The sequence below is a fragment of the Pseudomonas sp. IT-232MI5 genome (genome assembly GCF_949767845.1).
Taxonomy (GTDB): domain Bacteria; phylum Pseudomonadota; class Gammaproteobacteria; order Pseudomonadales; family Pseudomonadaceae; genus Aquipseudomonas.
Window position 1 is genome coordinate 20,936 of the sequence record NZ_CATKQE010000060.1, and the last position, 20,034, is coordinate 40,969.

The 20,034-nt window shown below is 60.8% G+C and carries 17 protein-coding genes and 1 tRNA gene; 16 read left to right on the top strand and 2 right to left on the bottom strand.

The window, feature by feature from the left end:
- Window positions 1–76 precede the first annotated feature (76 nt).
- From ACM6JQ_RS26470 to pgaD, 11 genes are all read left to right on the top strand, one after another.
- Window positions 77–505 carry a MarR family winged helix-turn-helix transcriptional regulator gene (locus ACM6JQ_RS26470; protein ID WP_095113886.1) on the top strand — a complete coding sequence of 143 codons (429 nt, stop codon included), beginning with the start codon at window positions 77–79 and terminating at the stop codon, window positions 503–505.
- Entirely contained in the window at window positions 502–2,565 is a 2,064-nt protein-coding gene (locus ACM6JQ_RS26475; protein WP_007917704.1) for an FUSC family protein, read from the top strand. Before ACM6JQ_RS26470 ends, ACM6JQ_RS26475 begins: the two co-directional genes overlap by 4 nt.
- A complete protein-coding gene (locus ACM6JQ_RS26480; RefSeq protein ID WP_007917703.1) occupies window positions 2,562–2,771 on the top strand; it encodes a DUF1656 domain-containing protein in 210 nt (69 codons plus the stop codon). The genes ACM6JQ_RS26475 and ACM6JQ_RS26480 overlap by 4 nt, the downstream gene beginning before the upstream one ends.
- Window positions 2,768–3,670, top strand: coding sequence for an efflux RND transporter periplasmic adaptor subunit (locus ACM6JQ_RS26485; protein ID WP_414894960.1), 903 nt, complete (start codon window positions 2,768–2,770; stop codon window positions 3,668–3,670). Before ACM6JQ_RS26480 ends, ACM6JQ_RS26485 begins: the two co-directional genes overlap by 4 nt.
- The gene (locus ACM6JQ_RS26490) at window positions 3,667–5,109 is read left to right on the top strand and encodes an efflux transporter outer membrane subunit (RefSeq protein WP_414894961.1); all 1,443 of its coding nucleotides are present in this window, start codon (window positions 3,667–3,669) and stop codon (window positions 5,107–5,109) included. Before ACM6JQ_RS26485 ends, ACM6JQ_RS26490 begins: the two co-directional genes overlap by 4 nt.
- Window positions 5,110–5,202: 93 nt before the next feature.
- A complete protein-coding gene (locus ACM6JQ_RS26495) occupies window positions 5,203–5,838 on the top strand; it encodes an NADH:ubiquinone oxidoreductase subunit N (RefSeq protein WP_095113887.1) in 636 nt (211 codons plus the stop codon).
- A 248-nt stretch (window positions 5,839–6,086) separates the two neighbouring features.
- Window positions 6,087–7,592, top strand: a complete 1,506-nt coding sequence (locus ACM6JQ_RS26500; protein WP_007917699.1) for a YdgA family protein — start codon at window positions 6,087–6,089, stop codon at window positions 7,590–7,592.
- A gap of 249 nt (window positions 7,593–7,841) precedes the next feature.
- Window positions 7,842–10,322, top strand: coding sequence for a poly-beta-1,6 N-acetyl-D-glucosamine export porin PgaA (gene pgaA, locus ACM6JQ_RS26505; protein ID WP_414894962.1), 2,481 nt, complete (start codon window positions 7,842–7,844; stop codon window positions 10,320–10,322).
- 12 nt (window positions 10,323–10,334) lie between these two features.
- Entirely contained in the window at window positions 10,335–12,332 is a 1,998-nt protein-coding gene (gene pgaB / locus ACM6JQ_RS26510; RefSeq protein ID WP_414894963.1) for a poly-beta-1,6-N-acetyl-D-glucosamine N-deacetylase PgaB, read from the top strand.
- Window position 12,333: 1 nt separating this feature from the next.
- Window positions 12,334–13,689, top strand: a complete 1,356-nt coding sequence (gene pgaC, locus ACM6JQ_RS26515) for a poly-beta-1,6-N-acetyl-D-glucosamine synthase (protein ID WP_007917696.1) — start codon at window positions 12,334–12,336, stop codon at window positions 13,687–13,689.
- Window positions 13,686–14,216 carry a poly-beta-1,6-N-acetyl-D-glucosamine biosynthesis protein PgaD gene (gene pgaD, locus ACM6JQ_RS26520; protein WP_007917695.1) on the top strand — a complete coding sequence of 177 codons (531 nt, stop codon included), beginning with the start codon at window positions 13,686–13,688 and terminating at the stop codon, window positions 14,214–14,216. Before pgaC ends, pgaD begins: the two co-directional genes overlap by 4 nt.
- 110 nt (window positions 14,217–14,326) lie before the next feature.
- Here the strand turns inward: pgaD and ACM6JQ_RS26525 are convergent, their stop codons facing one another.
- Entirely contained in the window at window positions 14,327–15,850 is a 1,524-nt protein-coding gene (locus tag ACM6JQ_RS26525; protein ID WP_414894964.1) for an FAD-dependent oxidoreductase, read from the bottom strand.
- Window positions 15,851–15,989: 139 nt separating this feature from the next.
- On the opposite strand from ACM6JQ_RS26525, the gene ACM6JQ_RS26530 reads away from it, so the two are divergent.
- The 5 genes from ACM6JQ_RS26530 (at window position 15,990) to ACM6JQ_RS26550 (ending at window position 19,812) form a co-directional block, all read left to right on the top strand.
- On the top strand, window positions 15,990–16,550 hold the full coding sequence (locus ACM6JQ_RS26530; RefSeq protein WP_007917693.1) for a YbhB/YbcL family Raf kinase inhibitor-like protein: 561 nt from the start codon (window positions 15,990–15,992) through the stop codon (window positions 16,548–16,550).
- An 87-nt stretch (window positions 16,551–16,637) separates the two neighbouring features.
- Window positions 16,638–18,317 carry a vWA domain-containing protein gene (locus tag ACM6JQ_RS26535; protein WP_414894965.1) on the top strand — a complete coding sequence of 560 codons (1,680 nt, stop codon included), beginning with the start codon at window positions 16,638–16,640 and terminating at the stop codon, window positions 18,315–18,317.
- A 30-nt stretch (window positions 18,318–18,347) separates the two neighbouring features.
- On the top strand, window positions 18,348–18,929 hold the full coding sequence (locus ACM6JQ_RS26540) for an RNA polymerase sigma factor (RefSeq protein WP_176472362.1): 582 nt from the start codon (window positions 18,348–18,350) through the stop codon (window positions 18,927–18,929).
- Complete coding sequence (locus ACM6JQ_RS26545) at window positions 18,926–19,522, top strand: hypothetical protein (RefSeq protein ID WP_414894966.1); 597 nt, start codon at window positions 18,926–18,928, stop codon at window positions 19,520–19,522. Before ACM6JQ_RS26540 ends, ACM6JQ_RS26545 begins: the two co-directional genes overlap by 4 nt.
- Before the next feature lie 20 nt (window positions 19,523–19,542).
- Entirely contained in the window at window positions 19,543–19,812 is a 270-nt protein-coding gene (locus tag ACM6JQ_RS26550) for a hypothetical protein (RefSeq protein ID WP_414894967.1), read from the top strand.
- Window positions 19,813–19,889: 77 nt separating this feature from the next.
- Here the strand turns inward: ACM6JQ_RS26550 and ACM6JQ_RS26555 are convergent.
- Window positions 19,890–19,966: transfer RNA gene (locus tag ACM6JQ_RS26555), tRNA-Arg, on the bottom strand.
- Between the last annotated feature and the right edge of the window lie 68 nt (window positions 19,967–20,034).

The window sequence follows — 20,034 nt, forward strand, 5'->3', positions numbered from 1 at the left end:
CCTCCAATGCGATATTGATAGTTAGCAAACTAACAGTGTGCATTTCCTCGTGCCGAACGAACTCGACGCTCTCCAGATGAACATCAGCAGTGCCATGGTGGTGGCCGCCAGGCATTGGCGGAAGATCTGCCAGACCACGCTGGTCAACTACGGAATCTCCGAAGCCTGCGCCGTGCCGCTGTTGATGATCGGCCGTTTGGGCGAGGGCGTGCGCCAAGTGCAAGTGGCGCAGGCGGCCGGGATGGAGAGTCCGTCGCTGGTGCGTCTGCTCGATCAGTTGTGCCATTCCGGCTACGTCTGCCGGACCGAAGATGCCCAGGATCGCCGCGCCAAGTGCCTGAGCCTGACCGACACCGGTCGTGAACTGGTGCAAGCGGTCGAGATCGAACTGGTGCGCTTGCGTCATGAGGTGCTCGAAGGCATCGAGCAAAGCGATCTGGAAGCTACGCTTCGGGTACTCAGAGCTTTTGAGTCGGCCCATCCGCCTGTGGTGATCAATTCTTGAACGGTTTTTTCTCTGGCATTCCGCCGGCCCGCGACTGGTTCTACGGGGTGCGGACTTTCGCAGCGTCGATGATCGCGCTGTACATCGCCTTGCTCATGCAAATGCCGCGTCCGTATTGGGCGATGGCCACGGTGTATATCGTCTCCAGCCCGTTTCTCGGGCCGACCAGTTCCAAGGCCTTGTACCGCGCCATCGGGACTTTTCTCGGTGCCGCGGCGGCGGTTTTTTTCGTGCCGATGTTCGTGCAGAGCCCGTATGTACTGGTGGTGGTCATCGCGCTGTGGACGGGCATTTTGCTGTTCCTGTCCCTGCAACTGCGCACGGCCAACAACTACGCATTGATGCTCGCCGGTTACACCCTGCCGCTGATCGCCTTGCCGGTGGTGGATAACCCGCTGGCGGTGTGGGACGTAGCAGAGGCGCGCACCGAAGAGATTTTCCTCGGCATCGCCGTTGCCGCCGTGGTCGGCGCGATGTTCTGGCCGCGTCGACTGGCGCCGGTGTTCAACGATGCCGTGAGCAAGTGGTTCGCCGACGCAACGACCTATAGCCTGAAATTCCTCAGCCGCGACGTGCAGCCCGAAGAAGTCACTGCGCTGCGCATGGCCATGGTTGCCAACTTCAACAGTCTCGAATTGATGATCGGCCAGTTGCCCCACGAAGGCGCACTACCGCAAACCGTGCGCAACACCAAAGAACTGCGCGGGCGGATGATTCATCTGTTGCCAGTGATCGATGCGCTGGAAGATTCGCTCTACGCCCTAGAGCGGCGCACGCCGGAACTGGTGGAAAAGTTCGCACCGCTGCTGGCCGCAACCCGCGAATGGCTCGCTCATCAAGACGCCGATCTCGACCGCTGGCAAGCGCTGAAAGATCAGCTCGAAGCCCTGCAACCGAGCGTCGAAGCACTGCAAGACCGCAAACAACTGCTGTTCTCCAACTCGATTTATCGCCTCGGCGAATTCATCGATTTATGGCAGGACTGCCGCAGTCTGCAGGACGCGATTCTCTGCGAGCGCCAGGACAGCTGGCGCGCGGTCTACCGTCACTGGCGCCTCGGTCGTCTGACGCCGTTCATTGATCGTGGGCTGATGCTCTACTCGGCGGCCTCGACCGTTCTGGCGATCATCACCGCCTCGGTGCTGTGGATTCTGCTCGGCTGGCCGGACGGCGGCAGCGCGGTGATTCTCGCCGCGGTGGCCTGTAGCTTCTTCGCCTCGATGGACGACCCGGCACCGCAGATTTACCGGTTCTTTTTCTGGACCGGCATGTCGGTGTTGTTCGCCAGCCTTTATCTGTTTTTGATTCTGCCCAACCTGCATGATTTCCCGATGCTGGTGCTGGCGTTTTCCATCCCGTTCATCTGCGTCGGCACATTGACTGTACAGCCGCGGTTTTTCCTCGGCATGCTGCTGACGCTGGTCAACACCTCCTCGTTCATCAGTATTCAGGGCGCTTACGACGCGGACTTTTTTGCCTTCGTGAACTCCAACCTGGCGGGTCCGTTAGGGCTGTTGTTCGCGTTTATCTGGACGCTGGTGGCGCGTCCGTTCGGCGCCGAACTGGCGGCCAAACGCCTGACCCGCTTCAGCTGGAAAGACATCGTCCGCATGACCGAGCCGGCCAACCTTGCCGAACACCGCAAATTGGGCGTGCAGTTGCTTGATCGACTGATGCAGCACCTGCCGCGTCTGGCCCTCACCGGCCAAGACACCGGCATCGCCATGCGCGAAGTGCGTGTCGGCCTGAACCTGCTCGATTTGCTCGCCTACACCCCACGGGTGACCGGCGCGCCGAACGCGCTGTTGCAGCAAGTGGTCAGTGAAGTCGGCGAGTATTTCCGCGCCTGCCTCAAGGCCGGCGAACGCTTGCCGGCGCCGGCCCCGTTGCTGATGACCTTGGATCGTACCCGCCGCGCGCTCAATGGCCACGGCGACGATGAAACCCGCCTGAACCTGTTGCACGCCTTGAGCGGTTTGCGTCTGGCGTTGTTGCCCGGCGTCGAATTCGTCTCCAGTGCCGACTCCGAAGAACCGCTGCCTGATGGAGCGCCCCTATGATCGGTGATCTGGATATCAGCGGCATTTTCCTGCCGACCCTGCTGGTGTTGATGGGCATCACTTATGTGCTGTTTTTGCTGGTGCATGCCGTGCTTACGCGCGTGCACTTTTACCGTCTGGTCTGGCACCGGGCATTGTTCAACGTGGCCCTCTATGCCGTGCTTCTGTACGGCGTGGACTCACTCAGTCGATACCTGATGACATGAAAAAACCGTTTTTGACCATCGGTCGCGTGGTACTGACCCTGCTGATCGTGACTTTTGCCGTTGTCCTCGTCTGGCGCATGGTGATGTATTACATGTTTGCGCCATGGACCCGTGACGGCCACATTCGCGCCGACATCATCCAGATCGCCCCGGACGTCTCCGGGTTGATCCAACAGGTTGAAGTGAAAGACAACCAGTTGATCAAGCGCGGCCAGGTGCTGTTCAGCATCGACCAAGACCGTTTCAAACTGGCCCTGCGTCAGGCCAAGGCGGCCGTCGCTGATCGCGAAGAAACCCTCGCTCAAGCCCAGCGCGAAGCCAAGCGTAACCGTGGCCTCGGTAACCTGGTGCCGGCCGAGCAACTGGAAGAAAGCCAGTCGAAGGTCGCCCGCGCGCAATCGGCACTGGCCGAAGCCATGGTCACTGTGGACAGTGCGCAGCTCAACCTCGACCGCTCGGTAATCCGCAGCCCGGTGGACGGCTACGTCAACGACCGCGCGCCGCGTCCGCAGGAATTCGTCACCGCCGGGCGTCCGGTGTTGTCGGTGGTCGATAGCAATTCGTTCCACATCGACGGCTATTTCGAAGAGACCAAACTCGACGGCATTCATGTCGGCCAGTCGGTGGATATTCGCGTAATCGGCGACCGCGCCAAACTGCGCGGGCATGTTGAAAGCATCGTCGCCGGTATCGAAGACCGCGACCGCAGCAGCGGCAGCAACTTGCTGCCGAACGTTAACCCGGCATTCAGCTGGGTGCGGCTGGCGCAGCGGATTCCGGTGCGGATTGCCTTTGACGATGTACCGGAAGATTTCCGCATGATCGCCGGGCGTACCGCCACCGTTTCGATCATCGACGATCAGCCACGCGACGACCGCAAGCAGGAGCCCGTGCAATGAACCGGGCGCTGATGATCGCCGGGTTGGGCGTGATGCTCTCGGCCTGTCAGATGGTCGGGCCGGACTATCAGGTGCCGGAGGATGCGGCGGTTCAGCGCAAGGATTTTCAGGGCGAACTGGCGGTTGCCGGAAAACCGGTGGTCTCGGCGCCGGTGCCGGCGGATTGGTGGCGTCTTTATAAGGATGCGCGGCTGGATCAACTGGTGCAGCAGGCCATGGCCTCCAACACCGATTTGCGCGTCGCGGCGGCGAACCTGCAACGGGCTCGAGCTCAGGTCGATGAGGCCGAAGCAGCGGGCGGCTGGAGCGCAGGTGTGAAGATGGGCGCGCAGCGTTTGCAAGAGTCTGGTCAGGCATTCTTGCTGCCGGAAAAAGTCCCGGTCGATAACGTCGGCGACATCGGCATCAGTGCTTCTTATCAGTTCGATTTGTGGGGCACTTTGCAGCGAGGCATCGAAGGCGCGAAGGCTAATGCCGACGCGACCCAAGCCGCGGCAGACACGGCGCGGATCACCTTGGTGGCGGACGTGGTTCGTGCTTACACCCAAGTCTGCGCGGCCAATGAAGAGCGCGAAATCGCTCAGCATTCTCTCGACCTGCAATCGCAAAGCACCACGCTGATCCAGCGACTGCGTGACGCCGGACGTGGCGACGAAACCCAGGTCACCCGCTCGCAAACTCAATTCAAATCCCTGCGCGCCGACCTGCCGCGCTATGAAGCGGCGCGTCAGGCCGGGTTGTTCCGTCTGTCGATGCTGCTGGCAAAACCGGTCGATCAATTGCCGGCCGGTACCGCGACCTGCGCCGAGTTGCCGAAAATCGCCCAATTGGTGCCAGTCGGCGATGGCGCTGCGCTGCTCAAGCGTCGCCCGGACATTCGTCAGGCCGAACGTCGTCTGGCCGCTTCGACCGCCGGGATCGGCGTCGCCACTGGCGAGTTGTATCCGGACATCAGTATCGGCGCGACCATCGGCACTGTTGGTCTCATCGATGACTTGGGTGATCCGTCGACCAACCGCTGGGGCTTTGGCCCGTCGCTGAGCTGGAAAGTGCCGACCAACGGCGCTCGTGCGCGAATCCGCGAGGCAGAAGCGGCGACCCAAGGCGCCTTGGCGCACTTCGACGGCGTGGTGCTCAACGCCATTCGCGAAACCCAGACCGGTCTGGCCCAATACAGCGCCCTGTTGCAGCGCCGCGATGCGCTGGCCGATGCCGAGCAATCGGCGAAACTCGCAGCGGACCAGACCCACCGCTTCTTCCAGGCCGGTCGCGAGTCGTTCCTCGCTGATCTACAAGCAACGCGCACCTACACCGATGTCACCGCGCAACTGGCCGCCGCCAACACCCAGGTTGCGATGAGCCAGATCGATTTGTTCCTCGCCTTGGGCGGCGGCTGGGAAAGCGGACGAACGCACGCTGCAAGCCCCAGCAAACCCTGAGGCCGTTGCTATGCTTTGAAGTGTTGAAGGGGCGCCCCGTGCAAAGCGCCCCTTCAGCGCACATTGCTAGCGCTGGTCTAGGGGAAACCAATAATGAAAAACCCTTACGCTCTCGGCTTCTGGTGCGCCCTGGTAGCGTTGGTGCTGCTCTCGGCCACTTATTTCTACGGCATCATGCTGGCCCACCAGATCGACAAGGCCATGGTTTTCCTCGACAGCGCCGTCGCGCTGATTGCGGTCATGGCAATTGTGGTCGTGGCTTGGGCCTCGGTTCAGGTGCAGCGGGTCAAGAAACGCCAGCTCGAACAGGGCAAGACCCTGGTGCTGATCTGGGATACCAAAGTCGCCCTGCGCCGGGTCGAAACCGTGTTCGACCGGTATTTCTGGGGCAGTTACTGGCAACCGGGGCGCACCTTCGCCGAAGTCATGGGCGAACTCACCGGCACGCCGCTGGAAAAAAGTCTCGAAGCGTTGAAAAAGCAGTGTCTGGAACTCGACAAGCAGATTGATGGCGAGGGCTGGCACTGGCTCAACAATGCCCGGGAATTGTCCGATGTCGCTACAGCCATGGCCCGCGAGCGTTATCAACTGGATTTCTGCGATCCGCGCGCGGACGGGCCGGGCGGGGCGGTGATCGATCGGGATTTTGAAGTGCTGGTGTACACCTGGACCGCCCGGCTGAAAAGCTTTGATCATCAACTGGATGAGATTGAGGTTCAGTATTCCTGAACAGCGAAAGATCGCAGCCTGCGGCAGCTCCTACATTGGAACGCGTTTCTCTGTAGGAGCTGCCGCAGGCTGCGATCTTTTTGCTTTCCCGAGTGTCCATAGACACTCTTTAACCTTTAAACATTGGGCCAGCTCACGCGCCCGGTGCTAATCTCCACCGCTGAATTCAGCGCAGTCGAGCCGCGACCCGGTCACGGGTTCAGGGAAGACGACCACACTCACAGCCACGGAAATCGATCAGGTCATTCATGAATAAATCAGCAGGCGTGCTTCTCGGAATTGTTGTTGCCATCGGCGCGATCAGTGCAGGCGGGGCCTGGTACACCGGGACCAAGATCGAAGGCGTGCTGAACAACGCCGTCACCAACGCCAACCAAGAGCTGCAAACCGCGATGGCCGGCTCCAACGGCACCGCGTCGCTGGAACTGGTGTCGCTGGAGCGCCACACCTTCACCAGCACCGCGCACTACCGCCTCAAAGGTGAAGGCGAGATGTTCGGTGATGCGCCGGTCGAACTGCTGTTCGTCGACCACATCGAACATGGCCCGCTGCCATTCTCGCGTCTGGTTTCGCTGAAATGGCTGCCGGTGATGGCCACCAGCAACTACGAGCTGGAAAAAAGTCCGGCCACCGAGAAGTGGTTCGCCGCCACCAAAGGCGCCGCGCCGCTCAAAGGCGTGACCAGCCTCGGCTACGACGAATCCACTACCAGCACCCTCGACCTGCTGCCGTTCGAAACCGCACTGGATGAGCAGTCGAGCCTGAAGTTCTCCGGCCTGACCATGAACATCTCCGCCAACGCCAAAGCGCAGAAGGTCAAGGCGGACGGCTACATGGACAACCTGAAACTGGTTACGGTGGCTGAAGATCAGGCGCCGGTGCAGGTCGAACTCAACGGTCTGACCCTGGCCAGCAACCTCGCCAAGAGCAGCTACGGCTACTACACCGGGGAAAACACCCTGGTGCTGACCAACAGCAAAACCACCTTCGGCACCAAGCAATCGGTGCTCGGCGTGAAGAACTTCGAAATGAAGAACCTCACCGAAGAAAACGGCAGCAATGCGTCCGGCCGTGCGGACTATAAGGTTGGCGAAGTCAGCCTCAATGACAAGAAAATCGGCTCGGCCAATATGGCCATGAGCCTGAAAAACCTCGACATCCCGTCGACCATGTCGCTGATGCAGATTTACCAGACCAAATTGCAGCCTTACGAAAAAGCCGCCGCTGAAGCCGCCGCCGCTGGCCTGCCGGCACCTGAGCTGAACCTGACCGAAGCTGAAAGCGCGCAAGTCAAAGCCGATCTGCAAAAACTGCTGGCTGCCGGCCCACAGTTTGCGCTGGAAAACCTCTCGTTCAATACCGCCAACGGTGAGAGCAAGGCCAATCTGGTGATCGACCTGACCAAGCCGCAATCGATGGATCTGCCGCCGGATCAGTTGGGCAAACAACTGATCGCGTTGCTCGACCTGAATATCCAGGTGTCCAAGCCAATGCTGGTCGATCTGCTCAGCGTGCAGGCGCAACTCGACGGTCAGACCGATGCCAAAGCCATCGTCGATCAATCCAAGGAAGCGGCCGACATGTTCGCCGGCATGGCCGTCGGTTCGCAGTTGGCCGTCGTCGACGGCACCAACGTCGTGACCAAGCTGCATTACGCCGCCAATCAGGTCGAATTCAACGGCCAGAAGATGACCGTCGAGCAGTTCGTCGGCTTCCTGATGAGCAAGTTCGCAGGCGTCACGCAAGTGCAGTAATTCTGCGTTCTTAATAGCAACGCCCGGCCTCTGTATCGCACAGACGCCGGGCGTTTTGCTGTCTGGCGTTCGGGTTTTTGGCGTTTCCGGAGCACGATTCTGAACAATTATTGTGTTCCGGATACTGGTCCGCACTTGCGTGCAAGACTGCCTGACTAAGCTTGGCCGTTGCATGTGCATGGGCGGCCACCGTTACGAAAGGGCAAGGAGGGCATTGCGACCCGGCTGGCCATGTAAGGATGCTGACGAATGCCGCGTATTGATGTTCCTGTATTACATCGTGGTTTACGCCCTTTGTTTCGAGTCGCGCTGTGCAGCCAGTTGCTCTGGCCGGCGCTGGCGTTTGCCGACACACCCTACGATCAGATGGTGCGCGACGCCCGTGCCGGGCAAACCACGCCGGCGCTGACGGTTTTGCGTCAGGTGCCGCCCGGCCAGTCGACCACCGGGCAGATCAGCGATCACCTGCAAATCGCCAGTTGGGCCGGACTCGACGCCGAAGTGGTGCAGGTCTATGAAACCCAGGGCCGCGACCGCGTGCTGCCGGTTCAGGCGCTGACCGCCACTGCGCGTGCCTACCGCAACCTCAAGCGCTGGGATCAAGCCACTCAGGTCTACAACAAGGCTCTGGCGCTGGAACCGGATAACGCCGATCTGCAACTGGGCCTGGCCCTGACTCAGGCTGATGCCGGTAAGCCCGACGAAGCGGTGACCCGCGCCAAAGCGCTGGTAGCGGCCAAACCTGATGATCCTTCCCGCCGTCTGGCGCTGGGCTACGCGTTGACCCGCGCCGGCAAACAGTACGACGCCCTGTTCGAATACGATCAAGCCTTCAAACGCGCCGGCAACAAACCGGACGTCGCTCGTGAATACGTGGTTGCCCTGCAAAAGGCGCGTCTGCCGGAGCCAGCGCTGCGTCTGGCCAATCAACGTCCGGGTCTGATTGATCCGCTCACGTTGCGTCGCCTCGAAGGCGATCTGGCCGCCGAGCGCGTGCGCCTCGCCGAACTTGCTACGCGCAGCGAAAAAGAACGCTACGTCATCGCCGATCGCGCGCTGGCCGACTACGACAAGCTGATCGCTACCTGGACGCCGGACGCCAGCGCTCAGGATGACGTGACCCGCTGGCGCATCGACCGCATGGGTGCGCTCAAGGCCCGGGTACGCACGGCAGACGTCATCACTGAGTACCAGAAGCTGCAAGCCGAAGGCGTGAAGATTCCGACTTACGCCCTGCGCTGGGTGGCGGCGTCGTATCTGGATCAGCGTGAACCGGAAATCGCCACGGGCTTGTATCGCCAAGTGCTTTCGGCGCCGGACGCCGATGTCGGTGATCGCCTCGAAGACAGCACCGCGCTGTACTACGCGTTGTTGGAAAGCGACCGCGCCGATGAAGCGCGCAAAGTCGCCGAGGACGCCGCCAAGTCTCAGCGTCCGCGTGTCGAACTCAAAGGTTTGCCCATCGGCAACCCCAACCATGAATGGATGGACGCCCAGCAGTTGGCTGCGCAGGCCGGGACCTATGGTTCCGATTTGCCCCACAGCGAAAAACGCTTGCAGACGCTGGTCGATCAGGCCCCCGGCAATGTCGGCTTGCGTCTGGCCCAGGCCGACCTGTATCTGGCGCGGCAATGGCCGCGCCGTGCAGAACTCCAGCTCAAGGAAACCGAGAGCATGGTGCCGCGCGGCATGGGCCTGGAAGTCGCGCAGGCGCGCACGGCGATGACGCTGCAGGAATGGCGGCAGATGGATGCGCTGACCGATGACGTGGTCGCGCGTTTTCCTGATAACCGTCAGGTCCAGCGAGCAGCGCGCGAGCGCGAAGTGCATGACATGTCCGAACTGCGCGTCGAAGCCTACGGCGGCAAGGCCAATGGTGGCGGCAGCGGCGATGCCGGAGCCGTCAGCGGTAGCCGCGATTTCGGCATCCAGACTACCCTGTACAGCCCGCCGATCAATGAAGACTGGCGAGTGTTCGCCGGGGCCGGTTATGCCACCGGCGACTTCGCCGAAGGCACCGGGCACCACCGCTTCCAGCGCGTTGGCCTGGAGCGGCGCACCCGCGACATGACCCTTGAAGCGGAAGTCTCCAACCACTCTTACGGGTTCGGCGACAAACAGGGCGTGCGTCTGGCGATCGCCCGCGACATCAATGACCACTGGCAGTACGGCGGCAGCCTCGAATACCTGTCGGCCGAGACGCCATTGCGCGCGCTCAACAGCGACATCAAGGCCAATGGCGGCAGCGGTTTCATCCGCTGGCGCGCCAATGAAAGTCGCGAGTGGCGTCTGTCGGTCAGTCCATCGCACTTCAGTGACGGCAACAACCGCGTCGAAGCCTTGCTTACCGGCCGTGAGGGCGTCTACAGCGCGCCGAACGTGCAGGTCGATGCAGGACTGGAAGTCGGCACCAGCCACAACTCCAAGTCCGATGACGTGCCGTACTTCAACCCCAAATCCGATTTCAGCGTGATGCCGCTGGTCAACGTCAATCACGTGCTCTACCACCGCTACGAAACGGCCTGGAGCCAACAATTCCAGGCCGGCGCGGGGACGTACAGCCAGCGTGAGCACGGCACCGGCGGCATGGCTTTGCTCGGTTACGGCCAGCGCTATGCCTGGAACGATGTATTCGAGGTGGGCGGTTTGCTCAGTGTGATCAACCGGCCCTACGACGGGGATCGGGAGACCGATCTGCGTCTGCTCGTCGACCTCACTTTCCGCTTCTAGAAGAGTTTGAAGATGCCTTTGATTTCGCGTTTCATCCTTCTGCTGGGAGCGCTGCTGATCAGCGCCTGCGCCCAGCAAGCTCCGGCCTTCGCGCCGCCGTCCGAGCGTCCGCTGGCGGCCAGCGAAAAACCGTGGCCGAAAAACCACGTGCTCGGCATCGCCTATCACGATGTTGAAGACCGTGATCCCGATCAGGCGGTGGTCGCGGTGCGCACCGAGCGCATGATCGAACAGCTCGCCTGGCTGCGTGAGAACGGCTACAAACCGGTCACCGTCGACCAGATCATGGCTGCGCGCAAGGGCGGCCCGGAGCTGCCGGCGAAAGCGATTCTGCTCAGCTTCGACGACGGTTATTCGAGCTTCTATACCCGCGTGCTGCCGGTGCTGCGCGCCTACAACTGGCACGCCTTGCTGGCCCCGGTCGGCGTCTGGATCGACACGCCGCTCAATCAACCGGTGGATTTTGCTGGCGCCCCGCGTGCGCGTTCCGACTTCCTGACCTGGGATCAGGTGCGTGAAATCTCGCAATCGGGTCTGGTGGAAATCGCCGCGCACACCGACGCCAACCACAAAGGGATTCTGGCCAATCCGCAAGGCAACATGCAGCCTGCCGCGGCGACCCGGCGCTACGATCCAGTGACCAAACGCTATGAATCCGAGGCCGATTTTCAGGCTCGGATTCGTGTCGACGTAAACAATATCTCGGAAAAAATCCGCAAGGTCACCGGCAAGAAACCACGCGTCTGGGTCTGGCCGTATGGCGCGGCGGACGGCACATCGCTGACGGTGGTCGGCGAGGAGGGCTACGAAATGGCCCTGACCCTCGACGACGGTCTCGATGCCCTCGACAACCTGATGAGCAGCCCGCGCTTCCTGGTTTCCTCCGATCCCGATGGCGAGGTTTTCTCCAATAGCATCGTCGACGTGCAGTCGGATTTCGTCATGCGTGTGGTGCACGTTGATCTGGACAACGTCTACGACCCCGACCCGGCGCAACAGGACATCAACCTCGGCAAACTGGTGCAGCGCATGGCCGACATGGGCGCCAACACGGTGTTCCTGCAAGCCTTTGCCGATCCGCAGGGCGATGGTCTGGTGCACTCGCTGTACTTCCCCAACCGTCACTTGCCGGTACGTGCCGACATTTTCGACCGCGTTGCCTGGCAGCTGCGCACTCGCGCCAATGTGAAGGTGTTTGCGTGGATGCCGGTGCTGAGTTTCGGCCTCGATTCGAAACTGCCACGTGTCACCCGCTGGGACCCGAAAACCGGTACAACCGCTGTCGATCCGGATCAGTACACACGCCTTTCGCCGTTCGATCCCGAGGTGCGGCGGATTATCGGTGAAATATACGAGGACGTGGCGCGCCTGACCTCGGTCGACGGCATCCTCTATCACGACGATGCGCTGCTTTCGGATTTCGAAGACGCCAGCCCTGAAGCCTTGAAAGCATACGCTGCCCAAGGTTTGCCCGGCTCGATTGCTGCGTTGCGCGATGACCCGGCAGCGATGCAGCGCTGGACGCGGTTCAAGAGCAGATACCTCATCGATTTCACCAACGAGTTGACCGCCAAAGTCCGCGCCATCCGTGGCCCGCAGGTTATGACCGCGCGCAATATTTTCGCCGAGCCGATGCTCAATCCCGAGAGCGAAGCCTGGTACGCACAGAACCTCGACGACTTCCTGCAAACCTACGACTGGACCGCACCGATGGCCATGCCGCTCATGGAAAAACAGACCCAGGCCGAGTCCGGCCCGTGGCTGGAAACCTTGGTGCAAACCGTCAGCAAGCGCCCCGGAGCCCTGAACCGCACGGTGTTCGAATTGCAGGCCCGCGACTGGACGAAAAAGGATCAGGCCGATATCGACGGCGCGCATCTGGCGGACTGGATGAGCCGCCTCAAGCGCCAAGGCGCGACCAGTTTCGGCTACTACCCGGACAACTTCCTCGACAACCTGCCGGACCTGAAAACCGTAAGGCCTGCGCTCTCCAACAAATGGAATCCATAACATGCTGGATAGACTGTTAGCCCTGCTTGTTCTGGCGCTCGTCCTCGGCGTGCCGCTGGGCCTGATCTTCCTGGTGACCGGGCAGTTCCTGATGGACTTCGTGTTCTTCTACCCGCTGTTCATGTCCGGGTTGTGGATTGCCGGCGGCCTGTATTTCTGGCTGCACTGGGAGCGCCACTGGCCGTGGCAGGACGACACGCTACCGCCGCCACTGGAAGGCGAGCCGCTGATCTCGATTCTGATCCCTTGCTACAACGAAGGTGACAACGCCGCCGACACCATCCACGCGGCGCTGGCCCAGCACTACCCGAACATCGAAGTCATCGCGATCAACGACGGCTCCAAGGACAACACCGCCGAAGTGCTGGATGCGCTGGCCAAGGAAGATCCACGTTTGCGCGTGCTGCATCTGGCGGAAAACCAGGGCAAAGCCGTCGCATTGCGCATGGGTGCCATCGCGGCGCGCAGTGAATATCTGGTGTGCATCGACGGTGACGCACTGCTGGCGCCGAACACCGCGGCGTATCTGGTTGCACCGATGCTGGATAACGCACGCCTCGGCGCAGTGACCGGCAACCCACGGATTCGTACGCGTTCGACGCTGGTCGGGCGGGTGCAGGTCGGCGAGTTCTCCTCGATCATCGGGCTCATTAAACGCACGCAACGGGTGTTCGGGCGGATCTTTACCGTCTCCGGCGTAATCGTCGCGTTCCGCCGTAGCGCGCTGAACCGCGTCGGTTACTGGAGCCCGGACATGATCACTGAAGACATCGACATCAGCTGGAAGCTGCAACTCGATCACTGGAGCATCTTCTACGAGCCGCGCGCGCTGTGCTGGATCCTGATGCCGGAAACCCTCGGTGGTTTGTGGAAGCAGCGTTTGCGCTGGGCGCAGGGCGGCGCCGAAGTGCTGTTCAAAAACATCCGTGGCATTTGGCAGTACCGCCATCGTTATCTGTGGCCGCTGCTGTTTGAATACTGCCTGTCGACCGGTTGGGCATTCACCTTTTTGCTGTCGGTAATTTTCTGGGGCGTCGGCAAGTTCGTGGTCATGCCGGAGGCCATCGCGGTGGATCACTTGATGCCACCGGCGTTCACCGGGCTGTTGCTGGCGTTCGTCTGTCTGGTGCAGTTCGCCGTCAGCATCATCATCGACCGTCGCTACGAGCCAGGTTTGGGCAAGACCATGTTCTGGGTGGTCTGGTACCCGATCGCGTTCTGGTTTGTCAGTTTGCTGACGACGCTGGTCAGCTTCCCGAAAGTGCTGTTCGGCCAACATCAGAAACGCGCGCGTTGGGTCAGTCCTGATCGGGGCATCAAACCGATCGGCGACGACGAAGAGGAGGTCATCAAATGAAAATCATCCGGACCCGCCAACGGCCTTTTCTGGTCGTGGTCGATGTGGTGCTTACCGTAGTGGCGTGGGTGGGGCTGTTGTTCTTGCTGATCCGTGGGTTATGGCCATTGATTGAAACCTATGCGGGTGGGCCTCGCATCGATCACTCGGCGTTCGACGCGCTGGGCACCCTGCAGATTTATCTGTGGATTGCCTTGGTCAACGCGGTGATTCTGATTTCCTGGGCGCGTTATCAGCAGCGCAAAAGTCGCAGTTTTGCCCAGCGCCGCTTGCCGTCGCCGGTGATCGACGATGAAGGCTTGAGCAAGAGTTTCAAGCTTTGCGATGACCGCTTGCAGAAACTGCGCACGCCCGGGGTGATGACCATTCACAACGATCAGGAAGGCGACATCAGCCATGTGGTGACGCATTTCTGGCCGGTGCAGCAGGAAGAATTGCCACCGCCGCTGGCACCGCTGGAGCATCCACGGGTGATCTTTCTGCATGCCGAGGATGACGATAATCGCGAACCCCTTACCCGGCTTTGATCGTTCCCACGCTCTGCGTGGGAATGCCTCTTGGGACGCTCCGCGTCCAGTGACGCGGAGCGTCACGGGCTGCATTCCCACGCAGGAGCGTGGGAACGATCAATCGGCCGCTAATCGCGGATCAGTTCCCAAGCCTCTTCCATTGGCAGAGGTTGCTTCATGCGCTCGGCCAGCAGCGCCATCGCCCGTTCCTTCTCGCAAGCCACAGCGGCGACCAGAACACCGTTTCTACCGAACAGGCCAATGAACGGCGGTTGTTCGGGCTCGCCAAGAAACTGCACTTCATCCCAATGTTCGGCGTGGCCGAGGTAGTCGTAGTTCTTGCCGAAGTGCCAAGTCCAGAAGAACGGCACGTTGAGGTAATGTTCGTCGCCACCGAGCATGTTGGCAGCGGCGATTCGTGCGTGTTGCTGAGCCAGGCGCCAGTGCTCGATGCGTTGCGGCTGGCCGTGGAGCGGGAAGGTGGCGATGTCGCCGATCGCCCACAGGCCTTCGGTGACACGCATGCCGTCATCGACGCGCAATGACTGATCTTTTTCTTTCGGCAATGACCCAAAGGCTTTGGTCGCCGGGTGCACGCCGACCCCGGCCAGCACCAGATCCGCCGAAAGACGCAGGCCATTGTCCAGCAATACTGTCTCGACTTTGCCATCGCCGATGATTTCGGTGGCTGCGTGCTCGGTAATGAATTTCACGCCGTTCTGTTCGTGCAGCGTGCGGATCGCCTTGCCCACAGCCTCACCGAACTGGGCAGCGAAAGGAATTGCGTGCCGAGCCAGCACCGTGACGTCGAGACCGTATTGGCGCAGGGCCGAGGCGCATTCGAGGGCGATGAAGCTGTCGCCGATGATCACTGCACGTTGTTCCGGTCTGGCAGTGTTCATGATCCGTTCTGCCTGAGCTTTTGAGCGCAGCACGAATACCTGTGGAAGATCTGCGCCGGGTAAATCCAGCGGATTGGGCTCGCCGCCAGTGGCGAGCACCGCCGCGTCGTAACGCAGCGACTGGCCGTCTTCGAGGTGAAGGGATTTGGCCGAGGCATTGATTGAGCTGATTTCACCTCGTTGGCGTTCAATGCGCTGCTCTTTATAGAAGTCATCTTCACGCAACGGCGGTATTTCTCGCGGGGGCATGTCCCCGGCGAGGACAAATTTGCTCAGCACCGTACGGTCGTAACCCGCCTCCGGCTCGCGATCGATCATCACGATACGGCCACCGAAACCCTTCTCCCGCAACGCCGCCGCGCATGCCGTACCTGCTGCGCCGGCGCCGACAATCACAAACGTACGCGAATCATCCGCCGGAGGCGTATGCGGGTCGGGCAACGGTTGATCGTCGACCCAAACCTCTTCGCCACGCAGCTCCAGTGGATATCGCTTGAGGCTGTCGAGGGCCGGTGGCTCGCATAACGCGCCATCCTCCGCCCGAAACGCAGCCTTGTGCCACGGGCAGATAAGGCGTCCGTGACACAACGCTCCGTCAGCCAGCGGCGCGCTGGCATGTGGGCATTCGCCCTGAAACGCACGTAACTGGCCGTTCGCGCGCAACAGCACAATCTTGCAGTCGCCGATTTCAACTTGCAGGCCACGGTCTTCAGGGACATCGGCGAAACGGGCGACGCGGTGCAGGGACATGTTCGACTTCCTCGCAGGCATTTCTCTTGTGAGTTTGCGTCGTAGTGCGAGGTTCAGCCATTTGCCACTGCCACGGCACGAACGGTACAGCTATAGTTTGCAAGCCGACGACGGCCCCACTGCACAAGGTGCTCCCGGAATGACCCGATTGACCTCTCTCAACCCCTGGCTGGCGGCCCTTGCTGTCACCCTTTGCGTGCAGTTTCCGGCGCAGGCCCAGGAGCGTTTCACCCTGAACATCCCGGGTGTTTCCGATAACCGCCTGTTCACCTCGGCAGCGGCCAGCGATGCGCCCGGTTGCGGCGGCAAGAACCAGTCGCCGGCGCTGAGCTGGAACGCAGGACCTGCCGGCACCCAGAGTTACGCGATCGTCATGCACGATCCGGACGGCCAGAAAGGCCTGGGCGTCGATCACTGGATTCATTACGGCATCAAAGCCACCACGCACCAGATTGCAGCGGGTGTCGGCGCCAAATCCGCGTTCGAAGGTGTCGGCGGCACCAACAGCAAGGGCAACACCCATTACATGGGGCCGTGCCCGCCAGTGGGCGACAGCGCGCACCATTACATTATCCAGATATACGCGCTGGATCTGGCCCCGGACGCCTTGCCGGCCGGTTTGACTCGCGCCGAACTGATGGAAAAAATCAAAGGCCATGTGCTGCGTAACAGCAGTGCGGTGCGGCGTTATCACCGCTGAAAATATTTTTAGCGGCGTTTAACCCGAACTGAAAGGGCTGCCCGTCTCAGTGGATGAATGCTCAATTTCATCCCGAGGTCAGCCCCCATGTCTCTTCCTTTTTTGCGTCCTGTTGCGGTTGCTGTGCTGCTGGTACTCGCCGGTTGCGGTGCTTCGTCCACGCCCGATAACGCTGCTGTGCCAGCGCCGGCGCAGCCTGAAGTTCTGGTTCAACAGGAAGCCGTGATGGCTGACAGCTCAATGGCCAAACGCGCGCTGTACAGGATGCCCAATGCGGGCAGCGCGCCGATGCCGTTGAGTGAAAGTTATCCACAGAGCTATCGCGACGAGCAGCGCGAGCAGTATCAGACGTTGGCTGATAACCCGATCCACAGCGTCGCCGAGACGCCGGTTTCGACTTTCAGTGCCGACGTCGATACGGGCGCTTATGCCAACGTCCGCCGCTTGCTCAATCAGGGCCGACTGCCGCCGGAAGGCGCGGTGAGGCTGGAGGAACTGGTCAATTACTTCCCCTACGACTACGCGCTGCCCAGTGATGGCTCGCCCTTCGGCGTGACCACCGAACTGGCCGCTTCACCGTGGAACCCGCACACCCGCTTGCTGCGCATCGGCATCAAGGCCTCCGACCGAGCCGTGGCGGAACTGGCCCCGGCCAATCTGGTATTTCTGGTCGACGTGTCCGGCTCGATGGATCGCCGCGAAGGCCTGCCGATGGTCAAAAGCACGCTGAAATTGTTGGTCGATCAGCTGCGCGATCAAGATCGCGTGTCTTTGGTGGTGTATGCCGGCGAATCGAGAGTGGTGCTGGAGCCTACTTCCGGACGGGAGAAAGCGAAAATTCGTACAGCCATTGAACAATTGACTGCCGGCGGTTCGACCGCTGGTGCTTCCGGTATCGAATTGGCCTACCAAATGGCACAGCAAGCTTTCATCCCCAAAGGCATCAACCGCATCCTCTTGGCCACCGATGGCGACTTCAATGTCGGCGTCAGCGACTTCGACAGCCTCAAGCAAATGGCTGTGGATAAACGCCAAAGCGGAATTTCGCTGACGACCCTGGGTTTTGGTGTGGATAACTACAATGAGCACTTGATGGAACAACTGGCCGACGCCGGAGACGGTAACTACGCCTACATTGATAATCTGCGCGAGGCGCGCAAAGTGCTGGTGGATCAGTTGAGTTCGACCCTCGCCGTGGTGGCGCAAAACGTCAAACTGCAGGTGGAATTCAACCCGGCACAGGTCAGTGAATATCGACTGCTCGGCTACGAAAACCGTGCGTTGAAGCGTGAGGATTTCAGCAATGACAAAGTCGATGCCGGCGAAATCGGCGCAGGACACACGGTGACCGCGCTGTACGAAATTGTTCCGGCGGGCGAGCAGGGCTGGCTGGAGCCGCTGCGTTACGGCAAATCCGACGCTGTTGTTTCGGCAAAGAGCGGAGAATTAGCAATGCTGCGTGTGCGTTATCAGCGTGCCGAAGGTGGGAAAAGTCTGCTGATCGAACGGCCCATCGCCAATCAGGTTGCAACTGCCAGCGAGGATCTGCGTTTTGCCGCCGCCGTGGCCGCGTTCTCCCAGCAACTCAAGGACGGCCGTTATACCGGCGACTTCAGCCTGAAGGACACCGAGGCATTGGCCCGTGGCGCTCGCGGCGATGATCGCTTCGGTCTGCGCAACGAGTTCGTGCAACTGGTCGAATTGGCGCAAAGTCTGCGCACATCGAGCGCTTCGAACGCGCTGGCCACTGAACGACGGATTGAATAAGTGAGTCGTCTGAAAGGCTTCATCAGCCAGCTGTTTGCCTCGGCAGACAGCTCAACCGCCAGCAGCGATGAATCGCTGCTGGCGCGTTATCGCGAGGGCGACGGCGCGGCGTTCGAGATCTTGTACGCGCGCCATCGCCAAGGCTTGTACCGGTTTCTGCTTGGATTGAGCAGCAAACCGGAGCTGGCCGACGAGGTATTTCAGGAAACCTGGTTGAGCCTGATCCGCAGCAATAGTCAGCCACAAGGCCGGGCGACATTTCGTACATGGCTGTTCCAGATTGCCCGCAATCGCTTGATCGATCACTGGCGTAAACACGGCGCCCGACAACCGCTGCACGACAGCTATGACGAGCAAAATCACGCGGTCAGCGATGAGGCGAATGATCCCGAACAACTGTTCACTCTCAGCCGCGACAGCCAACGCCTGGACAGCGCCCTGCAAACCCTGCCCGCCGACCAGCGCGAAGTGTTCCTGCTGCGCGCCCACGGCGACCTCGACCTGGCACAAATCGCCAGCCTCACCGAAGCACCGCTGGAAACCGTTAAAAGCCGTTTGCGCTACGCCCAGCAAAAACTGCGTCGGCTGCTGGCCGAGGAGGTACTGACATGACTGACGCCCGCCAGACACCCGAAGATCCGCTGATCAAGCATGTACGCGAACAGCACAATGCCGAACCGCCAGCGCACATTGATGCGTTGATCCTCAACGCTGCGCAGCGTCAAACCCCGGCGCCGAAACCAACCGTGTGGCAACGCTGGCTGGATGTCTGCCGCAAACCACGTTGGCAAGTCGCATTCGCCAGTCTTGTTGGCGTCGCCCTGATGTTGTCACTGGTCCAGCGCGCCCCCGAGCCGCAAGCGCAATTCGACTTCGCCCCCGCCCCTAGGCTTGCTGTACCCATGACTGAAACGGACTCAGCGCAACTGCACCGACTGTCCGCCCCGGCCGGCGCCATGCCTGCACCTGTGCCGATGATGGAAATGGCCGCGCCGATGCAAGATCAAGCGATCAGCGCCGATGAAACCAAACTCAGCAAACGCGCCACCGCCCCGGCCAATGGCCTCGACGCACAACTGCGCGAAGTCCTGCGCCTGCGCGAAGCCGGCCAGTCACAAGCCGCCGACAGCCTCTTCAACAACCTGCACAAACGCTACCCGAACGCCGATCTCGACGCCCGACTCGAACAGTTGCAGAAAAAATGACCGCCTGATCCCCCAGCCATTTGGCATTACCCTGCAAAAACGCGCACTATCGGGCTATTGCCAATGCGCTGGAGGACAACGTGGCAGCAAAAATTGACCGCATCGCCCAACTCCTCAACTGCCCGGACAAGGGTGAAGAGATGCGGCGCGCGATTACTGAGGCACGTAAGGAATTTCTGCTTAACCAGTCGCAAGAAGATGTCGTTGATGAAGACGACGTTTTTGAGGAGGTTGAGGAGGAAGACGACGACGATGAGGATTACGATGAGTTTGATTGGACGACGGAGTGACGTCGTTCCAGCCCTTTTGCATCGCTCACAAAAAAGCCCCGGACCATCACAGTCCGGGGCTTTCTCGTTTAAATCAATGGCGCACCAGGCGGGATTCGAACCCACGACCCCTGCCTTCGGAGGGCAGTACTCTATCCAGCTGAGCTACTGGTGCAGCGGGCGACATCATACCTAGGTCGGCTCGGGGCGTCCATGCTGGGTTTTGGCACGGATTGTCAGTGC

Excerpts from the sequence above, each read along its gene's own strand:
- ACM6JQ_RS26470 (WP_095113886.1), top strand. The coding sequence starts at position 77 with ATGAACATCAGCAGTGCCATGGTGGTGGCCGCCAGGCATTGGCGGAAG.
- ACM6JQ_RS26480 (WP_007917703.1), top strand. The coding sequence starts at position 2,562 with ATGATCGGTGATCTGGATATCAGCGGCATTTTCCTGCCGACCCTGCTG.
- ACM6JQ_RS26485 (WP_414894960.1), top strand. The coding sequence starts at position 2,768 with ATGAAAAAACCGTTTTTGACCATCGGTCGCGTGGTACTGACCCTGCTG.
- ACM6JQ_RS26490 (WP_414894961.1), top strand. The coding sequence starts at position 3,667 with ATGAACCGGGCGCTGATGATCGCCGGGTTGGGCGTGATGCTCTCGGCC.
- ACM6JQ_RS26495 (WP_095113887.1), top strand. The coding sequence starts at position 5,203 with ATGAAAAACCCTTACGCTCTCGGCTTCTGGTGCGCCCTGGTAGCGTTG.
- ACM6JQ_RS26500 (WP_007917699.1), top strand. The coding sequence starts at position 6,087 with ATGAATAAATCAGCAGGCGTGCTTCTCGGAATTGTTGTTGCCATCGGC.
- pgaA (WP_414894962.1), top strand. The coding sequence starts at position 7,842 with ATGCCGCGTATTGATGTTCCTGTATTACATCGTGGTTTACGCCCTTTG.
- pgaB (WP_414894963.1), top strand. The coding sequence starts at position 10,335 with ATGCCTTTGATTTCGCGTTTCATCCTTCTGCTGGGAGCGCTGCTGATC.
- pgaC (WP_007917696.1), top strand. The coding sequence starts at position 12,334 with ATGCTGGATAGACTGTTAGCCCTGCTTGTTCTGGCGCTCGTCCTCGGC.
- pgaD (WP_007917695.1), top strand. The coding sequence starts at position 13,686 with ATGAAAATCATCCGGACCCGCCAACGGCCTTTTCTGGTCGTGGTCGAT.
- ACM6JQ_RS26525 (WP_414894964.1), bottom strand. The coding sequence starts at position 15,850 with ATGTCCCTGCACCGCGTCGCCCGTTTCGCCGATGTCCCTGAAGACCGT.
- ACM6JQ_RS26530 (WP_007917693.1), top strand. The coding sequence starts at position 15,990 with ATGACCCGATTGACCTCTCTCAACCCCTGGCTGGCGGCCCTTGCTGTC.
- ACM6JQ_RS26535 (WP_414894965.1), top strand. The coding sequence starts at position 16,638 with ATGTCTCTTCCTTTTTTGCGTCCTGTTGCGGTTGCTGTGCTGCTGGTA.
- ACM6JQ_RS26545 (WP_414894966.1), top strand. The coding sequence starts at position 18,926 with ATGACTGACGCCCGCCAGACACCCGAAGATCCGCTGATCAAGCATGTA.